General features: G+C 66.9%; 24 protein-coding genes and 1 pseudogene. 13 read left to right on the top strand and 12 right to left on the bottom strand.

The annotated features are described in order from the left end of the window. Positions 1–229 precede the first annotated feature (229 nt). Together yecR and ACEPA4_RS00665 are read right to left on the bottom strand one after the other, a co-directional pair. Positions 230–562, bottom strand: coding sequence for a YecR family lipoprotein (gene yecR / locus ACEPA4_RS00670; protein ID WP_065185560.1), 333 nt, complete (start codon positions 560–562; stop codon positions 230–232). A gap of 182 nt (positions 563–744) precedes the next feature. Beyond that, positions 745–1,320 carry an Ax21 family protein gene (locus ACEPA4_RS00665; RefSeq protein ID WP_053497769.1) on the bottom strand — a complete coding sequence of 192 codons (576 nt, stop codon included), beginning with the start codon at positions 1,318–1,320 and terminating at the stop codon, positions 745–747. 161 nt (positions 1,321–1,481) lie between these two features. On the opposite strand from ACEPA4_RS00665, the gene ACEPA4_RS00660 reads away from it, so the two are divergent. The 3 genes from ACEPA4_RS00660 to ACEPA4_RS00650 all read left to right on the top strand — a co-directional run bounded on the left by ACEPA4_RS00660 (position 1,482) and on the right by ACEPA4_RS00650 (position 3,807). Then, the gene (locus ACEPA4_RS00660) at positions 1,482–2,477 is read left to right on the top strand and encodes a DUF2268 domain-containing putative Zn-dependent protease (RefSeq protein ID WP_235649692.1); all 996 of its coding nucleotides are present in this window, start codon (positions 1,482–1,484) and stop codon (positions 2,475–2,477) included. Positions 2,478–2,689: 212 nt separating this feature from the next. Next, positions 2,690–2,962, top strand: coding sequence for a hypothetical protein (locus tag ACEPA4_RS00655; RefSeq protein WP_005420910.1), 273 nt, complete (start codon positions 2,690–2,692; stop codon positions 2,960–2,962). A gap of 158 nt (positions 2,963–3,120) precedes the next feature. Continuing rightward, positions 3,121–3,807: a murein L,D-transpeptidase gene (locus ACEPA4_RS00650; RefSeq protein ID WP_139726589.1), complete on the top strand. Its 687-nt coding sequence runs from the start codon at positions 3,121–3,123 to the stop codon at positions 3,805–3,807. Positions 3,808–3,822: 15 nt separating this feature from the next. On the opposite strand, the gene arsH is transcribed toward ACEPA4_RS00650, so the two are convergent. Further along, positions 3,823–4,551 (bottom strand): arsenical resistance protein ArsH, encoded by a 729-nt coding sequence (gene arsH, locus ACEPA4_RS00645; RefSeq protein WP_065185559.1) that lies wholly within the window; start codon positions 4,549–4,551, stop codon positions 3,823–3,825. 17 nt (positions 4,552–4,568) lie between these two features. Between arsH and ACEPA4_RS00640 the strand changes: the two genes are divergently transcribed. The 5 genes and pseudogenes from ACEPA4_RS00640 (at position 4,569) to ACEPA4_RS00620 (ending at position 7,766) form a co-directional block, all read left to right on the top strand. Next, the gene (locus ACEPA4_RS00640) at positions 4,569–4,898 is read left to right on the top strand and encodes a helix-turn-helix transcriptional regulator (RefSeq protein WP_139726588.1); all 330 of its coding nucleotides are present in this window, start codon (positions 4,569–4,571) and stop codon (positions 4,896–4,898) included. A 1-nt stretch (position 4,899) separates the two neighbouring features. Continuing rightward, positions 4,900–5,319, top strand: a pseudogene (gene arsN2 / locus ACEPA4_RS00635) (arsenic resistance N-acetyltransferase ArsN2); the annotation flags it as partial. A 36-nt stretch (positions 5,320–5,355) separates the two neighbouring features. Beyond that, positions 5,356–5,859, top strand: coding sequence for an arsenate reductase ArsC (locus ACEPA4_RS00630; protein ID WP_235646199.1), 504 nt, complete (start codon positions 5,356–5,358; stop codon positions 5,857–5,859). A gap of 13 nt (positions 5,860–5,872) precedes the next feature. Next, positions 5,873–6,904, top strand: a complete 1,032-nt coding sequence (gene arsB / locus ACEPA4_RS00625; protein ID WP_005420922.1) for an ACR3 family arsenite efflux transporter — start codon at positions 5,873–5,875, stop codon at positions 6,902–6,904. Between the two features lie 487 nt (positions 6,905–7,391). Beyond that, positions 7,392–7,766: a hypothetical protein gene (locus ACEPA4_RS00620; RefSeq protein ID WP_065178711.1), complete on the top strand. Its 375-nt coding sequence runs from the start codon at positions 7,392–7,394 to the stop codon at positions 7,764–7,766. A 13-nt stretch (positions 7,767–7,779) separates the two neighbouring features. Here the strand turns inward: ACEPA4_RS00620 and ACEPA4_RS00615 are convergent, their stop codons facing one another. Next, the gene (locus tag ACEPA4_RS00615; RefSeq protein WP_065178710.1) at positions 7,780–8,454 is read right to left on the bottom strand and encodes a hypothetical protein; all 675 of its coding nucleotides are present in this window, start codon (positions 8,452–8,454) and stop codon (positions 7,780–7,782) included. A 136-nt stretch (positions 8,455–8,590) separates the two neighbouring features. Here ACEPA4_RS00615 and ACEPA4_RS00610 point away from each other — a divergent pair, with 136 nt between their 5' ends. Then, a complete protein-coding gene (locus tag ACEPA4_RS00610; RefSeq protein WP_139726586.1) occupies positions 8,591–9,046 on the top strand; it encodes a DUF4440 domain-containing protein in 456 nt (151 codons plus the stop codon). A gap of 143 nt (positions 9,047–9,189) precedes the next feature. Here ACEPA4_RS00610 and ACEPA4_RS00605 read toward each other — a convergent pair whose 3' ends face one another. The 5 genes from ACEPA4_RS00605 to ACEPA4_RS00585 all read right to left on the bottom strand — a co-directional run bounded on the left by ACEPA4_RS00605 (position 9,190) and on the right by ACEPA4_RS00585 (position 12,275). Next, on the bottom strand, positions 9,190–10,215 hold the full coding sequence (locus ACEPA4_RS00605) for an NAD(P)H-dependent glycerol-3-phosphate dehydrogenase (protein WP_065195990.1): 1,026 nt from the start codon (positions 10,213–10,215) through the stop codon (positions 9,190–9,192). A gap of 20 nt (positions 10,216–10,235) precedes the next feature. Beyond that, on the bottom strand, positions 10,236–10,754 hold the full coding sequence (gene secB / locus ACEPA4_RS00600; protein WP_005407596.1) for a protein-export chaperone SecB: 519 nt from the start codon (positions 10,752–10,754) through the stop codon (positions 10,236–10,238). A 100-nt stretch (positions 10,755–10,854) separates the two neighbouring features. Then, complete coding sequence (locus ACEPA4_RS00595; RefSeq protein WP_053497787.1) at positions 10,855–11,292, bottom strand: rhodanese-like domain-containing protein; 438 nt, start codon at positions 11,290–11,292, stop codon at positions 10,855–10,857. Between the two features lie 57 nt (positions 11,293–11,349). Further along, a complete protein-coding gene (locus ACEPA4_RS00590) occupies positions 11,350–11,775 on the bottom strand; it encodes a hypothetical protein (protein WP_065195989.1) in 426 nt (141 codons plus the stop codon). 32 nt (positions 11,776–11,807) lie between these two features. Then, positions 11,808–12,275 carry a YiiD C-terminal domain-containing protein gene (locus ACEPA4_RS00585; RefSeq protein WP_005407593.1) on the bottom strand — a complete coding sequence of 156 codons (468 nt, stop codon included), beginning with the start codon at positions 12,273–12,275 and terminating at the stop codon, positions 11,808–11,810. Positions 12,276–12,310: 35 nt separating this feature from the next. Between ACEPA4_RS00585 and ACEPA4_RS00580 the strand changes: the two genes are divergently transcribed. The 3 genes from ACEPA4_RS00580 (at position 12,311) to ACEPA4_RS00570 (ending at position 15,505) form a co-directional block, all read left to right on the top strand. Next, a complete protein-coding gene (locus tag ACEPA4_RS00580; RefSeq protein WP_065195988.1) occupies positions 12,311–13,120 on the top strand; it encodes a uroporphyrinogen-III synthase in 810 nt (269 codons plus the stop codon). A 105-nt stretch (positions 13,121–13,225) separates the two neighbouring features. After that, a complete protein-coding gene (locus ACEPA4_RS00575; RefSeq protein WP_262090531.1) occupies positions 13,226–14,203 on the top strand; it encodes a uroporphyrinogen-III C-methyltransferase in 978 nt (325 codons plus the stop codon). 6 nt (positions 14,204–14,209) lie between these two features. Further along, positions 14,210–15,505, top strand: a complete 1,296-nt coding sequence (locus ACEPA4_RS00570; protein WP_065185554.1) for a heme biosynthesis HemY N-terminal domain-containing protein — start codon at positions 14,210–14,212, stop codon at positions 15,503–15,505. Positions 15,506–15,666: 161 nt separating this feature from the next. Here the strand turns inward: ACEPA4_RS00570 and ACEPA4_RS00565 are convergent, their stop codons facing one another. Then, complete coding sequence (locus ACEPA4_RS00565) at positions 15,667–16,962, bottom strand: acetyl-CoA C-acetyltransferase (protein ID WP_005420942.1); 1,296 nt, start codon at positions 16,960–16,962, stop codon at positions 15,667–15,669. A gap of 93 nt (positions 16,963–17,055) precedes the next feature. On the opposite strand from ACEPA4_RS00565, the gene ACEPA4_RS00560 reads away from it, so the two are divergent. After that, positions 17,056–17,943 carry a hypothetical protein gene (locus ACEPA4_RS00560; protein ID WP_065178704.1) on the top strand — a complete coding sequence of 296 codons (888 nt, stop codon included), beginning with the start codon at positions 17,056–17,058 and terminating at the stop codon, positions 17,941–17,943. Between the two features lie 121 nt (positions 17,944–18,064). Here the strand turns inward: ACEPA4_RS00560 and ACEPA4_RS00555 are convergent, their stop codons facing one another. Together ACEPA4_RS00555 and ACEPA4_RS00550 are read right to left on the bottom strand one after the other, a co-directional pair. After that, on the bottom strand, positions 18,065–18,691 hold the full coding sequence (locus tag ACEPA4_RS00555) for a superoxide dismutase family protein (RefSeq protein ID WP_053497798.1): 627 nt from the start codon (positions 18,689–18,691) through the stop codon (positions 18,065–18,067). A 32-nt stretch (positions 18,692–18,723) separates the two neighbouring features. After that, a complete protein-coding gene (locus tag ACEPA4_RS00550) occupies positions 18,724–19,293 on the bottom strand; it encodes a superoxide dismutase family protein (protein WP_065178703.1) in 570 nt (189 codons plus the stop codon). Between the last annotated feature and the right edge of the window lie 64 nt (positions 19,294–19,357).

Genomic DNA, 19,357 nt, shown 5'->3' with positions numbered 1-19,357 from the left:
GTGCATCGTCAATGGCGACGTGCCGGGATCATAGCGGAACCGCCTGACCGGCGACGGAGCAGTTCTCGTTCCGTCCTGCGCGCAGTACCGTGCATTCCTGCGCTACATGGAACTGCTGCGGCCCACTCCGGGCGATACGCTGGCAGCGACCGCTTGGCAGACCGCGTTCGCGCAGCCAGTCGAACACCTCGCCGGGGCACCCCCATGCCCTGCGGCAAACGACACGACGTCACTGTGAAACCGCGGCACTGCACTGCAAGGGCATGGTGAACTGCCACCGCTTGCACTTGCCGAAACGGCTGCGCCCATCGCACGCACGCTCGATCTCACCGTTCAGTTCGGCAGCGGGAAGGCCCCAGGTTGCACACTGGCGCGTTGCGGTCTGTTCGGCCGCCTGCCGGTTGGCTGGTGTCAGTTCGGGCGTCTTGCTCACCAGGGTCAGCACAACCCGGCCTTCCGAACGGTTGGCGCCTTTCAGATTCCACTCGGCGCTCGAACGCGCCTGCGCCGTTCCCAGCAGCAGCAGTGCTGCCACAGCAGTGATCGCCTTCATCTTCATCATGTCCCTTGATCGTGATTGCGCTGGAATCCGCCGCGCCAGGCTCTGCAGGACCGCCCTGCGGCCCTGCACTCTACCGGATGCACAGAAAAGAAGAAGCCCGGCGCGAGGCCGGGCTTCGGTTGGCGTGTGGGAGAGAGAGAGAGTCACACGCCAGCACAACACGCTCTAACGACAGGCGTTTGTTACCAGGTGAAGCGCGGGCCCACGAACCACTCGCGGTCGCCGGCCTTGGCCAGCTTCACTTCGCCACTCAGGCCCCAGTTCTGGTTGAACTTGGCGGTGGCGCCGACGCGGCCGTAGAACTCGCCGTCCGGGTTGATACCGTGCTTCTTGGCGTAGTCCTCGTAGCCGGCCATCACGTAGCCTTCCACGTACGGGTTGAACGCGGTACGCACGCCGACTTCGGTCGAGTAGCCGTTGAAGTCCAGGCCGTGCTTCATGTCGAACTTCTGGTACGCGACACGCGCCACCAGGTCGGTGTTCGGTGCGATGCCGTAGTTGTAGCCGGCACCGATGCGCCACTGGTCGACGTCGTTCTTGAACTTGTCGGTCTCCTGCGCGCTGTAGTCGCCGAAGATGTGGAAGTTCGGGTGCACCGCCACGGAACCCTTCACCTTCCAGCCATCGGCGTCGCCGCCCTTGGCATCGGTGTTCACATAGCCGCCTTCAACGTAGTTGTACGACAGGCCATCGGTTGCCGATGCAGCGAACGGCAGGGCAGCCAGAAGACCCAGGGCGAGCAGCGAATTCTTGTTCATCGGGACACACCTTTAATTATTTTGGTTTCGTCGGCCGCCTCCCGGGAGGGGGAGAGAGAGGAGGCGGTCGACAGGTGTGAATTATCCGTTAGGGGGTCTAATCGACCCTGAATATTGAACTGACTGGTGTATAAATAAGGCTGGCGTTCAGGGAACTCCTCATGCCGCATGCATCCATCGCGTCACTGCTGTTTCCGCTTCATGCCCGGCGCACAGTGCGGGCTTTGCTGCTCTTCGCCCTGCCGATGATGCTGCAGGTAGCCAACGCAGCCGAGCGTACCCGCCCTTCCGGGCGCATCGTGATTCAGACCGACGATGTCGCGCGCTTCTTCAGCGTGCTGGATGCAAGCGGAGGGAAGCCAAGTGCCGACGATCTGCAGCGCGGCTATCTGCATGCGGGTACGGATGCACTACGCAGCTTCACTGACAGCCGTATCGGCTCGATGGATCGTCTTGCAGATGCGATCCAGCACAAACCTGCGCTGTTTGCCAAAGCCCGTACCTGTGCGACGGCGCTGCCGGAGATCCGCGAGCGGGTTGCCAAGGCACTCGATCGGTTGGGCACGCTGCTTCCCTCCGCACGTTTTCCGCCGGTCACCGTGCTGGTCGGTCGGGGAAACAGCGGCGGTGTCACCACGCCCGACGGCGTGGTGATCGGACTGGAGGCGCTGTGCAACGCCGACTGGATGCAGCCCGACATCGGCGATCGTTTCGTGCACCTGATCGCCCATGAGTACGTGCACGTGCAGCAGCCCGGTGCGAGCGTCGATGTCGCGCAACCGACCCTGCTCTATCAGACGCTGCTGGAAGGAGGCGCCGAGTACGTGGGCGAACTGATCTCGGGGCAACCGGCCAACGCGCATCTGCGTCGTTGGACGCAGGGCCGCGAATGCGCCCTGGAACGCCAGTTCGCCCGGGACAGCGCCGGTACTGATCTGTCGCAATGGCTCTACAACGGAGCGGGCGACGAAACGCGCCGCGGCGATCTTGGTTACTGGATCGGCTACCGCATTGCCGCTGACTACGTTGCCCGCACCGATGACAAAGCCGGTGCCGTCGCCACGCTGCTGGAGGTGCGCCCGGATAGTGCGCCGGCATTGTTCGCCGCAAGTGAATGGCGCCCGACGTGTGGGCCAGTGGAAAACGGGAAAGAATGAGGCCGTCTTCAGGCTGATGAATTGGGCGATTCGAGCAACCGCAAGGCCGTCGCCTCTGCGCACATCAGCTCGCCTGATCTCACTCGTTAAGCTTCGCTGACGAACATATTTCACAACCCTTCCACGTCTTCCAACTTCAGCTGAAAGCGCTTGTCAGCGTGGGGAACAAACGCCGCTATATTCCAGCTTCCCCAGACGAAGGAGGGAGTGCAATGAACCTGAACCCGCAACACATGAAGACGGCCCGCGCACTTGCTGTCGCGCTCATCGCCACCGTGAGCCTTGGCGCTTGTGCCACCTACAAGGACGAGTTCGCAACCATCAACTCGCGCCTCGATCAGCTCGATGTAAAGGTGCAGGGCGCTGCACAGAGTGCCGAGTCCGCCAACCAGTCGGCACAGCAGGCCAACCAGCGCCTGGACCAGATCGAAGGCCGCGTGCAGCAGCTTGAAAGGGCACCCGTCGGACGCAAGCCGCGCGGCTGATCGCTCCCTCACTGTTTGAATTGATCCACCTGTGTATCGGGAACCAGTGGCCCTCGCCGGCCACTGGCGTCCTTCCACCTCAGATCTGCATTGCCAGGAGCCGTCTCATTCGTACCTCCTCCTCCCCTGCACACCGCGCCCTGCACGCCACTCTGGCCGTGGCACTGGCCGTTGCATGCAGCGGCGTAGCCAACGCCAGGGACAAGGACGCACCCGCACCACAGGCGGCCGCCGTTGATGAACTTCCGCCCGACCAGAGCGTCTCCGAAACAGTGATCGAGCTGGCCGGCTGGGTGGTCGCCAGCAAGGACAATCAGGGTTATCCGTTCGCGATCATGGACAAGGCCGCCGCGCAGGTCCTGGTCTTCGGCGGCGACGGCAAGCTGCGCGGCGCCGCGCCGGCACTGTTCGGTTCGGCCATCGGCGATCATTCCGCACCGGGCGTCGCCAAGCTTGCTCTGAGCGCGATTCCCGGCCACGACCGCACCACGCCTGCGGGCCGCTTCATTGGCGCCTATGGCCCCTCCGACGATGCCGGGCGCGTGCTGTGGGTGGACTACGATTCCGCCGTCTCGATGCATCCGCTGCCACCGGGCAGCCCGAAGGAAAAGCGCGCCGAACGACTGGCGACGCCGACGCCGGACGACAACCGCGTCACCCACGGCTGCATCAACGTTTCGCCCGGCTTCTACGAACAGATCGTGCAATCCACGTTCCAGAAGGGCGGTGTGTTCTACATCCTGCCGGACAAGGATTCGATCGCGAAGACGTTCCCGGCGTTCGCGCAGAGCCGTGGCGATGCAAAGGACGAGAACAGCAAGGGCGCGCAGCGCGCGAGCAGGTAGCGCGCGTGCTGGAACTCAGGAAGCCGTCGCCCCTGCAGCCCGCGCCAAGGCCGCGGCGTGCGCGTCGCCCTTCCGCTCGCTGTAGCGGTCCACCAGGTAGTCCGACCGGCCCCGCGTCAGCAGCGTGAACTTCACCAGTTCTTCCATCACGTCCACCACCCGATCGTAGTACGGCGAGGGTTTCATCCGGCCGTCGTCATCGAATTCCTGCCAGGCCTTGGCCACCGACGACTGGTTGGGGATGGTCAGCATGCGCATCCAGCGGCCGAGCACGCGCAACGTGTTGACGGTATTGAACGACTGCGAGCCGCCGCTCACCTGCATCACCGCCAGCGTCCTGCCCTGCGTGGGCCGCACGCTGCCATCTTCCAGCGGCAACCAGTCGATCTGGTTCTTGAACACGCCGGTGACCGTGCCATGCCGCTCGGGGCTGACCCAGACCTGCCCTTCCGACCACTGTGACCATTCGCGCAGTCGCTGCACTTCGGGGTGATTCCTGTCCACGCTGTCCAGCATCGGCAGCGCATGCGGATCGAACACCCGGGTTTCGCACCCCAGGTGGCGCAGCAGCCGCTCGGCTTCCAGCGCAAGCTTGCGGCTGAACGACTGGGGCCGCAGCGAGCCGTAGAGCAGGAGAATGCGTGGCGGCCCCAGATCTGCCGCGGCGAGCTGGTGATGATTGGGCTGGGGCAATGACGATTCCAGCAGGTTGGGCAGGTCCAGGCTTGTGATTGGCTCATTCATTCGACTATTCTAGAAATATGGAAACATCTAATGCAATCACCGCCCTGACCGCCCTCGGCCATGCCACCCGCCTGGCTGCCTTCCGACTGCTGGTGGAGGCGGGCCCGGCAGGGCGCATGGCGGGCGACATCGCCACGGCCCTGCAGGTACCCCCAGCCACGCTCAGCTTCCACCTGAAGGAGCTGGTGCAGGCCGGGCTGGTGGAGAGCGAAAGCCAAGGCCGCCACGTCTGCTACCGCGCCAACTTCGATGCGATGAACGGCTTGGTCCAGTACCTGACGCACAACTGCTGCGCGGGCTCCCCGGATGAGCGGTGCACGGTGAGCGAACCGGCATGCAGGTGCTGAGATGAAACCCGACCCGGTGATTCGTGCAGGCACGCGCGACGACCTGTGCTCCATCCGTGACCTTCTGCAGCAGGCGCAGTTGCCCGTGGCCGATCTGGAAAGCAGCGAGGTGGCGTTTCTCGTCGCAGACCTCGACGGCGTTCCCGTGGGTGCCGTTGGATTGCAGATCTTCGGCGCGTCGGCCCTGCTTCGCTCGCTGGTGGTGTCCGACGACCGACGCAATACCGGCCTTGGGCGCGCGTTGCTGTCAGCGGCCGAGGACATGGCCCGCCGCATGCAGGTCAGGGAACTGGTGCTGCTGACAACGTCGGCAGGCCCATGGTTCGCGCGGCACGGCTATGCCGGATGCGATCGCGCGCAGATAGCCGAGGCGATCCGCAGCTCTGCCGAGTTCACTAGTCTCTGCCCGGCAAGCGCGCTTTGCATGTCCAAGCCACTCACTGACCACGGAAGCCACATGACCCGCAATGTCCTGTTCCTCTGCACCGGCAACAGCGCGCGCAGCGTGCTGGCTGAAGCCACCCTGCGCGCCTGGGGCGGCGATCGCTTCAGGGCTTTCAGTGCGGGCAGCCAGCCCACTGGCCAGATCAATCCCTTCGCGCTCGCCCAGTTGCAGGCCGAAGGAATGCCCATTGAAGGGCTGCGCAGCAAGTCGTGGGATGAGTTCGTAGATGCGGCCCCGATGGATCTGGTGATCACCGTGTGTGACGCGGCCGCTGCCGAAGCCTGCCCTGTGGTGTTCGGTGACTTCATCCGCAGCCACTGGGGCCTGCCCGATCCCGCCGCCGTGGCAGGCAGCGATGCCGACAAGGCCGCGGCCTTCGCACTGGCCCATGCCATCGTGAAAACGCGCCTGCGTGCGCTGCTCGCACTGCCCGAATCGGTGTGGTCCGAACGCGAAGCGCTGCAGCACGCGCTGGACCGGATCGGCCAGCTGCTGCCGACCGACGGCGCACAATGACGGTGCCACTGCCATGAGCCTGTTCGAGCGACACCTGACGCTGTGGGTTGTGCTGTGCATTGCGATGGGCACGCTGCTGGGCCACGTCCTGCCCGATGCCTTCGCGGTGCTGGCCTCCGCCGAAGTGGCCAAAGTCAACCTGCCGGTTGCGGTGCTGATCTGGCTGATGATCATCCCGATGCTGCTGAAGGTCGACTTCACTGCGATGCGCCAGTTGCAGCAGCACTGGAAGGGCATCGGCGTGACGCTGTTCATCAACTGGGCCGTGAAGCCGTTCTCGATGGCGCTGCTGGGCTGGCTGTTCCTGCGCCATGCCTTCGCGGACTGGTTGCCTGCAGCACAGATCGACAGCTACATCGCCGGGCTGATCCTGCTGGCGGCCGCGCCCTGCACCGCCATGGTGTTCGTGTGGAGCAACCTGTGCCGCGGTGATGCCAACTTCACCCTGAGCCAGGTGGCGTTGAACGACGCGATCATGGTGGTTGCCTACGCGCCGGTGGTTGCGCTGCTGCTGGGCCTGTCGGCGATCAGCGTGCCGTGGGACACCCTGCTGTTGTCGGTTGGCCTCTACATCGTGGTGCCCGTGCTGGTGGCCGCGTTGCTGCGGCGCTGGATCCTTTCGCGCAGCGGTGAGACGGGGCTGCAGCGTGCGCTTCGACGGCTGGGCCCGCTGTCGCTGTCCGCCCTGCTGCTGACGCTGGTGCTGCTGTTCGGGTTCCAGGGCCAGCAGATCGTGAAGCAACCGCTGGTGATCGCGCTGATTGCGGTGCCGATCCTGATCCAGGTCTATTTCACTTCGGGCCTGGCCTACCTTCTGAACCGCCGTCTGGGCGTGGCGCATTGCGTGGCCGGCCCGTCAGCGCTGATTGGTGCGAGCAACTTCTTCGAACTGGCTGTGGCCACAGCGGTGGGACTGTTCGGCGTGCACTCGGGAGCGGCGCTGGCCACCGTGGTGGGTGTGCTGATCGAGGTACCGGTCATGCTGTCCGTGGTGCGGATCGTGAACCGTACTCAGGCTTGGTACGAAGGACCCGAAGAGCGCTGACAACCAGAGTGGGGCGAGTTCGATTTACGTTCTTCGCTGCGCACTGTCGTCATCGGCCTGGTGGGGTACCCACATCCCTGTCATCAAGTTCGAATCATGTCGCATATTCTCCATGCTGCTACGGACGTTGCGGCACCTGCGTCCGCGACGGCTTAACAGCGTGCAAGAATGCTGAAAGCGTCTTCGATCAAACGCTGTTTGCAACTCGTCTGATTGGCGTTGCGCAGCGACAGCGGTACAGATGGCGGGCCACCGGAAGATGGGTGGCCGGGCCTCGAAAACCCGTCAGATCACGAACGTTGTTTGCGCTTGCCAGCCGGCGTCACCCCGCGTGGCGCCGGCTGGCATTCCGTCTGCCGGCTATGGCGGGCGGAGCGTGGAGGCCTTGCGCCTGCCGGTCTTGTTCGTGATCTCCCGGTTTTCGAGCCACGTCTCCGCCCGCCACCTTTGCGTGGCGGCTAACGTCTGTCCTGCACGGAGCACTGCCATGACCTCACCGGACTTCCCCCGCCTGCATCCGCATCGCTCGTCCGCCACTGGCGGTGAGCCCTCAAAGCACGCGGCTGCGACCGACCCGAACGCCTTCATCGCCACGCTTCACCGCATCGGCAAAGGCGCGGCCGCCGATGGCCAACCCTGGCCGGAGCGTCACCAGATGCCGGGCCGTTGCATGGCGCTGGCCGATGCGGACTGTGCACTGGCCGGCCAACGCGTGACGTTGGAGCTGCTGCTGGCGGCCGAGCGCGTGCGTCAGAACGGCGCGGAGGCCGAGTACGTGGGCGACCGGGTGATGGAAGGGCTGATCATGGCGTGCCTGACGATGAACGCACAGGCCAGCGCGCGCATGCAGCCGGACGGGTGACGCCGGCGCCACATCACTCGCAGAGCGCGCTGTCTTCCTTCAACGCGGCATCCTGCAGTGGCTGGCGCTGTTCGATCTGCTCACGTTGTTCCGCCGTCGGCTCGCCCAGCCACCACACACGGCAGCGCGCGGTAAGACGGCCGACCATCTTCGCTTCCGTCGGCGAATACAGCATCGCCAACGCGGTGCCGGGGCAGTCGTGGGCCTGGCAAGCGGTGTAGAACCACCATGGCTCGCCTTGCAGCACCAGCAGCTCGCCGGGCCCACTGGGTCCGCTCAACAGGCGTTGGCGCAGCGAGGGAATCTCCTTGTCGCTGGATTCGGCTGCCGAAGTACCCTTCATCAGGCTGTTGAAGGCCGCCAGCACCTTCGGGTCCTTGCGGCCGCAGTCGTCCACGGTACTGCCGCCGACCAGGGTGAAGAAGTGGGTCGCCAGCGGATTGTCCGCACAGGTCTGTTCGCCGCCGGCACTGGGGTCTTCCGGTTCACCTTCGTTGTCCCACACCGCGGGATCCACGCTGTCTTCGATGGACGGTTCCTTCTCGACCACCGTGGCCGTGGCGGCCAGAGCTTCGGTGGTTGGTGCTGGCGCCGCAGCAGGCGCGGCCTCGCCAGTCTTCTCCGGTGCCTGTCCGCAGGCTGCCAGCAGCGCGGCCATCATCGCCATCCCTGTGATTCGCGTCTTCATCGCGTGTCCTTGTCTGATCTGCGCTGCATCCACCGAATCGGCGGCCGCGTGATTCTAACCAGCGGCGCGCTAGGATGCGTCTGAAGTCTTCCCATCATCGCCAGGGCCTGGACGCATGCGCCGCACACGACTCGCCATGATCTTCTGCAGTGCCCTGCTGATGGCATCGCCGGCAAATGTCCACGATGCAGAAGGCGCGGAGCCTGCGCAGCCTCTCCCGGACGCAGCCCTGCCCGCACCGCTGGACCGTGTGCTGCGCAACTACGAGCAGGCGTGGCGCGGGGGTGATGCCAGGGCACTGGCTGCGCTCTTCGCCGAGGATGGCTTTGTGCTGCAGAGCAACCAGCCACCCGTGCGCGGGCGCACTGCGATCGAGGCTGCATATGCCGGACAGGGCGGCAGTCCGTTGCGGTTGCGTGCCTTGGCATATGCGGTGGAGGGGAACACGGGTTACATCGTCGGTGCGTACAGCTACGGCAACAACGTGGGCGATACCGGCAAGTTCACGCTCACGCTGAAGCGTGAGCGTGATGGGCCTTGGCTGATCTTTTCGGACATGGACAACAGCAACGCGCCGCCGCCGGCGCGGTGAGGGATTCCGCAGGGCATGGCCCGGCGCTACTGGGCGCCAACCAAGGTTGGCCGCTACCAGAAGCGGGTTCCGTCCTGGATCCACGCCATGCGTGGATGAGGCGCACAAGAAAAAACCCCGGCACCTGGCCGGGGTTTTTCGATTCACTTGAACAGCGTGTCCGGATACTCCGGTTTCTGTTCCCGCGCCAGCAGTGCGCGCAAGCCTTCTTCCGGGGTCTGCTCGCCATGCAGCACGGCACGCACACCGTCGGAGATCGGCAGGTCGATGCCATGGCGGCGTGCCTGTCGCATCACTTCGTCGGCGGTTTGCACCGACTCGACCACCTGACCGATCTCGCGCACGGCATCCTGCAGCGTCTGGCCGCGGCCCAGGGCCAGGCCCAGGCGGCGGTTGCGCGACAGGTCGCCGGTGCAGGTCAGCACCAGATCGCCCAGGCCGGCCAGGCCCATCAGCGTTTCCGGCTTGGCGCCGATCGCAGCGGCCAGGCGCAGCATTTCGTTGAGGCCGCGGGTGATCAGGCCGGCACGGGCGTTGAGGCCCAACTGCATGCCATCGGCCACGCCGGTGGCCACCGCCAGCACGTTCTTCATCGCGCCGCCCAGCTCGGCACCGACCATGTCGTCGCCGGTGTAGGCGCGGAACGCCGGGCCATGCATCGCCTCGGCCACCGTCTGCGCGAACTCGGGCACGTCGCCGTGCACGGTGATCGCGGTCGGCAGGCCCTGCGTGACTTCCTTGGCGAACGACGGCCCGGTGACGACGGCCAGCGGCACATCCTCACCCAGCACTTCGCGCGCCACTTCATGCAGGAAACGGCCCGAACCGGGTTCGAAGCCCTTGGTGGCCCAGGCCACGCCGGCACCGGCCGGTCGCAGCGGCGCCAGCGCACGCACGGTCTCGCCGAACGCGTGCGACGGCGTCACCACCAGGATCCAGGCCGCGCCCTGCACCGCCGACGCCAGATCGGTGGTGGCACGCAGGCTGTCCGGCAGCGGGATGCCCGGCAGGTAGCGCGGGTTCTCGTGGCGCTGGTCGATGGCCTCGACCACGGCCGCGTCGCGCCCCCACAGCACGGTCGGGTGACCGTGCCGTGCGAGCAGGCTGGCCAGCGCGGTTCCCCAGGAACCGGCGCCGAGCACGGCGATCTTGTCAGCGGGAGTGCTCATCCGTGACGTCGCGGCAGGAATCAGGCGTTGCCGGCCGGCTCGGAGTCAGCCAGCGACGGTGCGTCGCCCTGCTCCTGGCGCTGGCGCAGGGTTTCTGCGTACAGGCCTTCGAAGTTGATCGGCTGCAGGAAGAACGGCGGGAAGCCGCCGGCCTGGATCAGGTCGCTGATCAGCTGGCGCACGTACGGGAACAGGATGTTCGGGCACTGGGTGCCGAGCAGCACGTCGATCGACTGCGGGTCCAGGCCGACCAGGCCGAACACGCCGGCCTGCTTCACTTCGGCCACGTAGGCGGTGCGCTCACCGGCCTGGCAGGTCAGGGTCACGGCCAGCACGACTTCGAAGGCGTTCTCACCCAGGCGCTGCACCTGCTGGTTCAGGTTCAGCTGCAGCTCCGGCTGCACCTGGTCATTGAAGATGGTCGGCGCGTTCGGCGACTCGAAGGAGACGTCCTTGACGTAGATCTTCTCGACGGTGAAAGCGGGGCCGGTAGCGGCATCGACCGGCGCAGCGGCGCCGTTGGTGATCTCTTCGGACATTTCCAGTAACTCCAGGTGAATGCAATGAAAACGATGGTCGAACTACTGCGATGGGGGCGGGACCAGGCCCAGACAAGGCCGGATCCGCCACCTGCGGCAATCAGTTGCGGCCCTTGACCAGCGGCAGTTCGGCCTGCTGCCAGGCGGGAATGCCGCCATCGAGCACGTAGACCTTCTCGAAACCGGCCTTCTTCAGCGCCTTGGCGGCGGTTTCCGAAGCGTTGCCGCTGCGGCACACCAGCACCACCGGCGACTGCTTGGCATTGGCCACCAGCTTGTTTTCCGGGCCGAAGGCACTGGCCTGGGCATTGCGGCTGCCGGCAATGTGGCCCTTTTCGAAGTCACCGCTGGCCGACAGGTCGACCACCACCGTGCCGCCCGCGTTCATCAGCTGGGTCAGTTCGGCGGGCTTGATGCCCTTGAAGCCCCGGAACAGGCGGCGGATCTCGGTGACGATGATGGCCACGGTCAGGCCGACCAGGGCCGCGGACAGCATCGGGTTTCGGCCTGCAAAGGCCAGCAACTCTTCGTAATTCACTCAGGTCACGGGTCGATTAAGCGGGCGCCGATTGTCGCACAAGCCGGACGCGGCCCGTCACTGCCCCTTCCACAGGTCCGGCAGGCCGGCGGTCTGCCACCAGCGCTTGGCCTCCGGATCCCAGCGCCAGCGCTCGACCACGACCACGGTGCGCTCGGCCTGGGTGTTCTGGTTGATCACCCCGATTTCGACCCGGCGCTCGACCAGGCCACCGTCCAGCGAGGCGCTGCTGCGCTCGCGATAGGACGACACGCGCAGCTGCGCGTATCGGTTGAGCTCGAACTCGGTCGGCGGCTTTTCCTTGCGCAGCTTGGGGTCGAGGTAGCCGATGGCATCGTCCATGCTGCCCCAGCGGATGGTCGCGCCATACGCGACCTGGGTCTCTTCCAGCAGCTTGCGCTGCTTGCGGCTGAGGTCGTCGGCCGAGGCCACGGCGCTGACCAGCAGCAGGGAATACATCAGGAACTGGATGAGGCGGCGCATCGGTGGTTTCCCCAGAACGTCAGCCTGCCATCCTACCCTTTGGCGAAGGCAACAAAGCGACCGCTGAATTCGGCGGCGGGCTTGCCATCGGCACCGGGCTGGGTGGCGATGATGCTGATGCGGGCCTTGCGGCGCTGCCGGAAGGTATTCAGGAAGGCGTCCCAGCCGGTGGCTTCGGCCGCTTCGGCGTGGGCGTGCAGGTCCTCATAGACCGGCGCCAGATAGCGCAGGTTGCTGTCGGCCACATAGACCTCGGCATCGTGGCCGGCCAGGCGCAGGCGCAGGCTGACCAGCGCCCAGCCGGACAGGGTCAGCACCGAGGCCAGGCTGCCGCCGAAGGCGTTGCCCTTGTCGTTGACGTTGGCCGCCAGCGGCGCGGTGATGCGCAGCACGCCATCGGCATAGCCGTCGAGCTGGATCTGCATGGCGCGGACCGCCGGCATGCAGTCCAGCACGTCCTGCAGGGCGGCCAACGAGGAAGTCAGGGCATCAACGGACATCGGAGCAGCGACCACGACAACGAAGGGCCCGCATAATGCAGGCAATGGTCGACCATACGATACCCACTGGCGCCACCCGTTCCGGCCCGCGCTGGACCCTGATCTCGCTGCGCCCGCGGGGCCAGAACGTGGCGCTGCGCCGCGCCGTTGCCGGGCTGGGCGGGAATGTCCTGGCCCTGGCGCCCTGGCGCCTGCAGCGCCTGCAGGGCACGGCTGTGGTGCGCCAGCTGCAACGCGCGCTGAACTGCGACCGGGTGGTGTTCACCAGCCCGGCCGCCGTTGCCGCAGCCGCGTCCCTGCTGCCGCTGGCCGGCGTGCAGCGCAGCCCGTGGCTGACCGTGGGCGAAGGCACTGCGCGCGCATTGCAGGCACATGGCATCACCGAGGTGCACGCGCCGCAGCGGATGGACAGTGAAGGCCTGCTGGCGCTGCCGGTGCTGGCCGACGTACAGGGCCTGCGCATCGGACTGGTGACCGCGCCCGCCGGGCGTGGCCTGATTGCCGCGCAGCTGCAGGCGGCGGGCGCCACGATCGAACGTGCCGACGTCTACAAGCGTCGCCTGCTGCGACTGCCCCCGCGAACGCTGGCGCGATTGGCGCATTCAGCACAGCCGTGGGTACTGGCCGTGAGCAGTGGCGAAGCGCTGCAGCATTTCTGGCAACAGCTTCCGCCGGCCGGGCAGCAGCGCCTGCGGGCGTCTGCCCGCGTGGTGGTTGCCAGTGACCGCCTCGGCGAACAGGCGCAGGCGCTCGGCCTGCAGCGCATCACACGCAGCGCCGGCCCCACCGCTGCGCAGCTGGTGGCCGCTGCACACGCCACGCTCACCGTCCCGGCAGCGACCTGAACAGGGACGTGGATCACGCTTGCCGCTGCCGTCGGCAACGGTGATGCTGTGCACAACGCAGCCTGCCGGCACCCCGACCGGCGACGTTGCCGACAAGGAAGCCTGATGAACGATACTCCGCCCGCACCCCCACCCCATCGACCCGTGCGCTGGCTGCTGCCGCTGGCCGCCGTGGTCGTGCTCGGCGCGGGCGGCTATGCCGGCTGGTACGTCTGGCAGCAGCAACAGAACGAACAGGCAGCGCAGGCACAGACCACCGCCGTACAGCTGAAGGGCCTGGAGGCCACGCTGGATGCGCTGCGCCGTGACCAGCGTGCGACCAGCCAGCGCCTGCAGGACGCGGCGACCACCAACCGCGTGCTGCGCGACGAGATGCTGGGACTCTCGCAGCGCAGCGCTTTGCTGGAAGAGAACCTGGCCAAGCTGGCCGACAGCGCCAACCAGGGCCGCCAGGCGGTGCAGCGCGACGAGGCCGAGCTGCTGCTGACCCAGGCTGCGCAGCGTCTGAACTACGCCGACGACGTGGACGGCGCACGCCGCCTGTATGCACAGGCCGCCACCGCGCTGGCCGATCTGCCCGACGCCGACGGCCTGAACCTGCGCCAGGCGCTGGTGCAGGAGCGCGAGGCACTGGATGCGCTCGGCAGTGGCCCGCGCGTGCAGTCGCTGCAGCGTCTGGATGCTGTGGCCCGGGCGCTGCAGGGCCTGCCCTCGCAGATCACCGGCACGACCGGCAGCAGCACCGCCAAGCCCTGGTGGCAGGCCACGCTGGCACCGTTCGTGGACATCACCCCGAGCCGCCAGAACGGCCCACTGACTGCCGCCGAACAGCGCAACGCCGACGATGCCCTGCAGCTGGAACTGACCTTGGCGCGTGCCGCGATCGAGCGCGGCGACAGCGCGGGCCGCAACACCGCATTGGACCGCGTGGAGCAGTGGGCACAGCGGCGCTGGCCGGATTCACCGGCCCTGCGCGCACAACGTGCTGAACTGAAGGCCCTGCGCGAACTTCCGCTGCAGGCCAGCGACGCTGTTCTTGGCAGCACCCTGCAACAACTGCGCACCCAGACCGACCGGAGGTAAGCCCGCATGAAACCCCTGCAATCCCTGGTCGTGCTGTTGCTGGCCGTGGCCATCGGCGTGGTCGCCGCGCAATGGCTCGGCGCCGATGACCTGAACCGCTTCGGCGAAGTGACCCTGCGCTACGGCGGCTACGACTATCACAGCAACCTGCCGAAGGTAGCGCTGCTGGCAGTGATCACGGTGCTGGTGCTGTGGCTGCTGTGGAGCCTGATCGCTGCACCGTTCCGTGCCTGGGGCCGCTACCGCCGCAAGCAGGGCCGGGTGCGCCTGATCGACGGCCTGCAGGCCTACGAGCATGGCCAGTGGCAGCGTGCGGAGAAGCTGCTGGACGGCGCCGCCAAGGACCCGGAAGTGAGCGCGGTGGCACTGGCCACCGCCGTGCGCAGCGCGCAGGCACGGGCCGATGGCCCCGCCGGAGAGGCGCTGCTGCAGCGCCTGGGTGAAAGTGACGCCACCCTGCAGGCACTGCTGCGCGCCGAACAGCTGCTGGCGCGCGATCTGCCGGTCGATGCGATCAACGCGCTGGACGTAGCGGCGATCCAGCCGCTGCCACCACGCGGCCTGTGGCTGCGTACCGAAGCGCTGGCACAGGCCGGCCGCGCCCACGAAGCGTATGGCCAGCTGGGTGCGCTGCGCCAGAGCAAGGTGCTGCCGGCCGACGCGAACAGCGAACTGGAGGCACGCCTGGCCGCACAGGCGCTACTGGAAGCGGCCGACGTCAACGCGCTGGCCGCACAGTGGGAGGCCACGCCGAAGGCACTGCGCCCCACCCCGGACGTAGTGGGCGCCTATGCCAGCCGTGCGGTGGCGCTGGACTGGGATGAGCCGGCGCTGCTGGCGCTGGAACAGGCACTGGACCAGCGTTGGAATGACGATCTGGTGGCGCTGTATGGCCGCCTGCCCGCCGAGCGCCTGGCCACCCGCCAGGCCAATCTGGCGCGCTGGCGCAACGTGCATGACGGCTCGGCCGCGCTGCGCCTGGCGCAGGGCCGCGTGGCCCTGGCCCAGCAGCAGTGGGATGCCGCCGATGCGTTCCTGCACGAGGCCATTGCCGCTGGCGCCGGTGCACCGGCGTGGGAAGCGCTGGGTGAAGTGTTCGCGCAACGTGGCGAACACGCGCTGGCCGCACAGTGCCTGGCCAATGCGCTGCGCCTGCAGCGCGGCGAGGACAGCGTGGAACTGGTGCGTGGCACCGAGACGCCGCTGCGCGCCACGGTGGAGGAGCAGCCCATCGTTGCACAGCCGCCGGTGTATGACGCCAACGAAGAGCGCGACGAATTCGGCAACCCGCGGTTGCCCTGATGGGTAGTGCTGGCCGCTGGCCGGCATCCACCGGTGAATTTGGCACCCACCAGAGCAACAATCCGAACAAAAAAAACGCCGCCCGATGGGCGGCGTTTTCAGTTCCAGGAGTGCCGGCCGGATCGTGCCGACCAACGGTCGGCACCCACCGATGGATGCGATCAGCGTTCGACGATCGCCACCACGCCCATGCCGCCAGCGGTGCAGATCGACACCAGTGCGCGGCCACCGCCGCGTTCGGCCAGCTGCTTGGCTGCCGTGGCGATCACGCGTGCGCCGGTAGCGGCGAACGGGTGGCCGGTGGCCAGCGACGAGCCCAGCAGGTTGATCTTGTCCGGGTCGATGCGGCCCAGCGGCGCGTCCAGGCCCAGGCGGTTGCGGCAGTAGTCCTCGCTCTCCCACGCACGCAGGGTGCACAACACCTGTGCGGCAAAGGCTTCGTGGATCTCGTAGATGTCGAAGTCCTGCAGGGTCAGGCCGTTGCGCTTGAGCATCTCCGGCACCGCGATGGTCGGTGCCATCAGCAGGCCTTCGCCGTGCACGAAGTCCACCGCGGCCACGTGCGCGTCACGCAGGTAAGCCTGGGGTTCATGGCCATGCGCGCGTGCCCACTCTTCGCTGGCCAGCAGTACCGCAGCGGCACCGTCGGTCAGCGGGGTGGAGTTGGCGGCAGTGAGCGTGCCACGCCCTGAAACCTTGTCGAACGCCGGCTTCAGCGTGGCCAGCTTTTCCAGCGAGGTGTCCGGGCGCAGGATGTTGTCGCGCTCGACGCCACGGAACGGTGCGATCAGATCGTTGAAGAAGCCACGCTCGTAGGCGGCAGCCAGCTTCTTGTGCGACGACACCGCCCACTCATCCTGCGAGTCGCGCGAGATGTTCCACTCCTTCGCCATGTCCTCGCAGTGGTCGCCCATGCTCTTGCCGGTGCGCGGCTCGGCCACGCCCGGGAACTCGGGCTTGAGCTCGGAGAACTTGAAGCCGGCGGTGAGCGCACGGATCTTGTCGCCGGTGCTCTTGGCGCGGTTGGCCGCCAGCAGGCGTGCACGCAGTTTCTTGCCGTAGACGATCGGCACGTCGGAGGTGGTGTCCGAACCACCGCCGATGCCCGATTCGATCTGGCCCAGCGCGATCTTGTTGGCCACGGTGATGATGCTGTCCAGCGAGGTACCGCAGGCACGCTGCAGGGTGATGCCCGGGGTCAGCGGCGACAGGCCGGACGACAGCGTGGCTTCGCGGCCCAGGTTCCAGTCGCTGGAATGCTTGATCACCGCGCCCATCGCCACTTCACCCAGCTGCTGGCCATGCAGGCCGAACCGTTCGACCAGCGCACCCAGCGTACGGACCGACATGCCGAGGTTGCCGACATCCGAATACGCGGTGTTCTGGCGGCAGAACGGAATGCGGACGCCACCGAGGATGGCGACGGGACGAGCGTTGGGCATGGAGATACCTGGCATGGATGAGGGTGTCTGCAACATGGCCTGCACGACGGAGCAGGCATAATGGAGCCAAGTGTAGCTGCCGCCCTGTGATGGGCCAACCGTGGAACCATGAGCAAACCCGACCCCGCGATGAATGCCCTTGGCGTGCTGGCCCTGGAACTGGCCGGCGGCGAAATCCCCCGCCAGGCGGTGCTCAGCGCTGAACAGGCCGGTGAACTGGCCGAACGCGTCGGCCGTGACCTGGCCAAGCTGGTGCCACAGGTGGCCGAGCTGGACCTGGTGTTCGCCGCCGCGCATTTCGACCCGGCCGAAGTGCTGCGTCCGGGCTGGCCGATCCATCGCCGCCTGGAAGAACTGCAGATGCGTGCCCCGGGCCGCAACCAGGGCCCGCGCCTGCTGGCTTTCGGTACCGATGCCGAAGGTGACGTGCCACTGCCGTTCCAGGCCGATGCCACGCTGGTGGGCGGTGGCCTGCGCGTGGTGCCGTTCCTGCTGACCGGCAGCGACGTGGCCACCACCAGCGCGGTCGCCGATGCGCTGGAAGAAACCTTGCTGGCCAACGGCATGGCGCACGCCGACACCGCGCTGATGGCGCAGAACACCTTCGGTGCCCGCATCGAGCACGCGCGCTATTTCACCGTGAACGACCTGGCCGCGATGATGTCGATGCAGTACGACAACCAGGGCCTGGCCGCACTGTGGCCGCTGATCGAGACCGCGATCATGGCGCCGGGCGAGGACGAGTGGCTCAATGCCGCGCCCGAGCCGCTGCTGCGCTATACGCATGGCGAAGCACGCATGGCGCTGTTCGACCCGGCCGGTTGGTGCGCGCACTACAGCCACAGCAAGAACGACTGCGATCGCCTGAAGGGCATCTACGAGCAGTTCCTGATGCGCCAGCGACAGATGGCCGCGGTGCTGGAAGCACATGGCGTGCCGGTACTGTTCGTGCACTGCGAGGCCGGGCAGGACGCGCGCGAACTGCTGGCGCGCTGATCCGGGTGATATGTGGGTAGTGCCGGCCGCTGGCCGGCACCCTCCGGATCTGTGATTGCCGGCCAGCGGCCGGCACTACCCATCAGGAAAAACGCCGGCTTGTGCCGGCGTTCTTTGTTTCTTACGGGGCCTTCTGGATCACCGCACAGGCCAGGCGCGCGCCGGCGTTGCCGGTCGGCTGGGTCTTGTAGTCGTCCGCGTCGGCGTGGACGATCAGGCCGCGGCCGATGATGTCGAAGTCATCACCCTTGCCGATGTTGACGTTGCTGGAGACCGGACCGTCGATGGTGGCCACGCCCTTGTCGTCGGCCTTGATGTTGGGCATGTCGCCGCCGTGGTGCGGATCGGTGGCGACGTTGCCGTGATCCTGCTTGCCCGGGTTGAAGTGGCCGCCGGCGCTCATGCCGTCCGGCGCGCTGCAGTCGCCCTTCTCGTGGATGTGGAAGCCATGTTCGCTGCCCGGCTTCAGGCCGGTGATCTGGCCGGTCACGTGGACCTTGCCATCAACCACCTTGAAGGTGACGCTGCCCTTGGTCTCGTTGCCCTGGGTCGGTGCCAGTTCGGCCGTTGCCGAAGCATCGCCCGTCGGTGCCGCCGCCGGTGCCGGGGCTGCAGCCGGCTCGGTGGTGGCGCCGTCGGCCGGCGCGGCCGGCGGGGTTTCAGTCTGCGGCGCGGCGGGCTGCTGGTTGCAGGCCGCCAGGCCCAGCGCGGCGATGGCCGCAAACAGCGAAGTGTGGATCAGACGCATTGGAATCTCTCCCTCGATGATGCCTGCAGTGATCAGCGGACGACCCGGATCACGCCACAGGCGATGCGGACGCCGGCATTGCCGGCGGGCTGGCTGCGATAGTCGTCGGCGTTGGCATGCACGACCAGTGCGCGTCCGGCGATATCGGTGGCGGCGCCTCCGCCAAGGGTAACCCCCTTGACGTGGATATCGACGTTGGCGCGGCCCTGGGCATCGGCACGCAGATTGTCCATGTCGCCCAGGTGGTGCTTGCCGGTGCCGGCGCGGCCATGCGCAGCGCCACCGGGATTGAAGTGATTGCCGGCACTGCTGGCATCCACCGCACTGCAGTCGCCGCGCTCATGGATGTGGAAGCCGGCCTGCTGCATCGGCTGCAGGCCACCGACCAGGCCGGTGATGTGGATGCCACCGGGCTCCACCATCAGCGCGATGCGGCCACTGACGATGCTGGCCGAGGCCGGCGCGAGATTGGCCTCGCCCTGCTTCGCAGCACTGACCACGGTCGGCGGTGGCGGCGTGGGTTCGGCCTTCTTCGGTGCACTGCCACAGGCAGACAGCAGCACGGCGGCGGACAACGGCAGGATGGCAAAGGACAGACGCATCGAAGACTCCTTGCAGGTGACACTAAGCATTGCATCGTCCATGAACGATCAACGGTTCGGCAAG

It is taken from the genome of Stenotrophomonas sp. P2112 (assembly GCF_041897515.1).
Taxonomy (GTDB): domain Bacteria; phylum Pseudomonadota; class Gammaproteobacteria; order Xanthomonadales; family Xanthomonadaceae; genus Stenotrophomonas; species Stenotrophomonas sepilia.
This window is presented reverse-complemented; position numbering and strand designations above follow the sequence as displayed.